Annotated in this window: 2 protein-coding genes; both read left to right on the forward strand. The window is 44.5% G+C overall.

The annotated features are described in order from the left end of the window. The first annotated feature begins 902 nt into the window (after positions 1-902). A complete protein-coding gene (locus tag RLO19_RS31540) occupies positions 903-2,516 on the forward strand; it encodes a B12-binding domain-containing radical SAM protein (RefSeq protein ID WP_446361808.1) in 1,614 nt (537 codons plus the stop codon). A gap of 59 nt (positions 2,517-2,575) precedes the next feature. After that, positions 2,576-2,869 carry a DUF2288 domain-containing protein gene (locus RLO19_RS31545; protein WP_446361810.1) on the forward strand — a complete coding sequence of 98 codons (294 nt, stop codon included), beginning with the start codon at positions 2,576-2,578 and terminating at the stop codon, positions 2,867-2,869. Positions 2,870-3,053: the final 184 nt, after the last annotated feature.

The raw sequence follows: 3,053 nt of genomic DNA on the forward strand, positions 1-3,053 counted from the left end.
CGCAGTGGCAAGATTTTCAAATGTGGTCATTGCGGATGGTGTGGAGATGCTGATTTCAATGGAGCCAACAACATCGCACTTGTGGGGCTGTCTATAAACCAGCCTGGAGGCACGGGGTTATCGTGCTTGTTAAACAGAACACAGAGATACGTTCAGCTTAACTTGTTTGATGACTTCAGGGCTACTGAAAACTCAGGCTTCAGCCGTTAGGCAAGCCTGAGTAGTTTATATACCATTTTGCCCTTTCTGTATCTTTCGCTACTGACATTTTCTTAGCTTTCCTCAACCCTGTTTAGGCTAAACCTGTCAAGTTTTGATAATTGGAACTATTCTTTCCCACAAAAAGGTTTGAATATTTAAATCTGTTTGACTTCTTAACAAAACATCATAATTGCTCGTTTTTTACCCTGTTTAAGAAATAACCAACGAATTTTCAAGGGTTCTGGCGATTGTGAGGAGATTGTGCGATTTTCAGGTATATTATCTATGGTGGATATTTTATGGGCAAAAATAATCTTGATACAGCTAAACCCATTGAATCTTGGTAAAACTTTGTATAATTTATGGTTTTCGTCTCACGCCAAATCTACCCTCGGACGCATGTATTTGGTTAAAGTTACGATAAAAATCATTACAAGCTCTTGACAAAAACACAGATTACACAGAGAGGAAATGGCACAGACAGAATACTAAATAGTGAGGCGCACAGATTGACACAGAAAACTAGATAATTTCCCCACAATCATCTTTTTATCCTTTGCCCCCCCAGAACTAACGCCTCGGTGAAATCAGTGCTATTAACCCCCAAACACCCCACCCTTACCATCTCCAAAAATCCGTGAAATCAGTGTGTCAGATTCTTACAATAGAAAGCACAAACCTATTTGCCTCAAATACTGCTTGTGACTGCTTCTGCCTTTGCCGCTGAACGCCTACTCTTTACACCGACTCCCCCGGAAACCGATGCTATCCCCACCATCTTTGCCTTCCCCAATGACTACACGGTGGGAATCACCAGTCTAGGCTATCAGGTGGTTTGGGCAACCCTAGCCAAGCGATCTGACCTCCAGGTGAGTCGCTTGTTTACTGATTGCCATGAACCATTGCCCAAACAACCCGAATTACTCGGTTTTTCCTTATCATGGGAACTGGATTATGTCAATATTTTGTCCCTACTAGAATCCTTAGAGATTCCGGTACGCTCTGCACAACGGGATGATCACCATCCCCTGATGTTTGGCGGCGGACCCGTACTAACCGCAAATCCTGAACCCTTTGCCGATTTCTTTGATGTGATTTTGTTAGGGGATGGGGAAACGTTATTAGGGGATTTTATTGAGGCTTATAAAGAAATTCGCCAAGCCAATAGAATCGAGAAATTGCGGCGATTAGCCCAAGTTCCAGGGATATATGTTCCCAGTTTGTATACGGTAACCTATCAGGAGCAAACAGGCGCGATCGCATCCATTCAACCCGTCGATTCCCAGATTCCCGCCACCGTAACTAAGCAAACCTATCGCGGTAATACTCTATCCGCCTCCACCGTTGTTACTGAAAAAGCCGCTTGGGAAAATATTTATATGGTGGAAGTGGTACGCAGTTGCCCAGAAATGTGCCGCTTCTGTTTGGCGAGTTATTTAACTTTGCCATTTCGCACGCCAAGTGCAACTGATTCGTTGATTCCAGCGATTGAACGCGGATTGAGGGTAACTAAGCGCATTGGTTTACTGGGGGCGTCGGTGACTCAGCATCCAGAGTTTGAGGTGTTGTTGGATTATCTGGCAAAACCGGACTATGATGATGTACGGTTGAGTATTGCCTCAGTGCGAACTAATACGGTTACGCCTAAACTAGCGGAAACTTTGTCGAAACGGGACACACGATCAATTACTATTGCTGTGGAAAGTGGTTCGGAAAGGTTAAGGCAAATTATTAATAAGAAATTGCATAATCAAGAGATTATTCAAGCGGCAATTAATGCTAAAGCTGGGGGATTAAAGGCACTCAAAGTTTATGGGATGGTGGGTGTTCCCGGAGAAGAGATGTCTGATGTGGAACAGACGGTAGCCATGATGAAGGCGATCAAAAAAGCCGCCCCAGGTTTACGCTTAACCCTAGGATGCAGTACATTTGTTCCTAAAGCCCATACCCCCTTTCAATGGTTTGGTGTGAATTATTCTGCCCAGAAGCGGTTGAAGTATTTGCAGAAAGCAACTGCGTCGCAAGGGATTGACTTTCGCCCAGAAAGCTATAATTGGTCAGTGATTCAGGCGCTAATCTCTAGAGGCGATCGCCGATTGTCTGAGTTGTTAGAATTAACACGGCATTATGGCGATTCCGTGGGCAGTTTTCGGCGGGCGTTTAAGCAGTTAAAAGGAAAGTTGCCAGAATTGGATTTTTATGTCCATGAGAATTGGTCAACAGAGCAAATACTGCCTTGGAGTCATTTACAAGGGTCTTTACCTCAAGGTACATTATTAAAACATTTGGATGCGGCGATGTCTATTACTCATTAGTCATACTCGCTTGCGCGAGAAGCAAGCTACGTCCTTTGTCATAAGTCCTTCGATAAGTCATGGAAGATTTAAAAGCAGAACTCGCTCAATCCGTCGATGAAGCCGCCTGGGATTGGCTGGTTCCTCACGCTAAGCGAGATGTTGTGATCGTGGTAAGGCAAGAGTTAGATATACTTGATGTTGGAGTCGCGATCGCGAATGATGATACCTTGTCTGTCCAGTCTTGGATTAGTCACCAACAGCTTCACAAACCTTTTCCCAATCAATTAGCCGATTGGAATAGCGATCACAGCAAACGTTTTCAAGCCTTGATTGTAGAACCCTATGTTTTAGTTCAAGAACTCGCCGCCTAAAAGGTAGCTAGGTTTAACCTCAATAAGCGGTTATGTTCCAGACGTGCCATGGAACGTCTGTACCAAGCTATCGTAGGGGCGGGTTTAGGGACAATTGTAGGGGCGGGTTTAGGGACAATTGTAGGGGCGGGTTTAGGGACAATTGTAGGGGCGGGTTTAGGGACAATTGTAGGGGCGGGTTTAG

The sequence above is a fragment of the Coleofasciculus sp. G2-EDA-02 genome, assembly GCF_040226375.1.
Taxonomy (GTDB): domain Bacteria; phylum Cyanobacteriota; class Cyanobacteriia; order Cyanobacteriales; family Coleofasciculaceae; genus Coleofasciculus.

What these genes read in the sequence shown, in the direction of transcription:
- RLO19_RS31545 (WP_446361810.1), top strand. Translation starts at nt 2,576, where the DNA reads ATGGAAGATTTAAAAGCAGAACTCGCTCAATCCGTCGATGAAGCCGCC.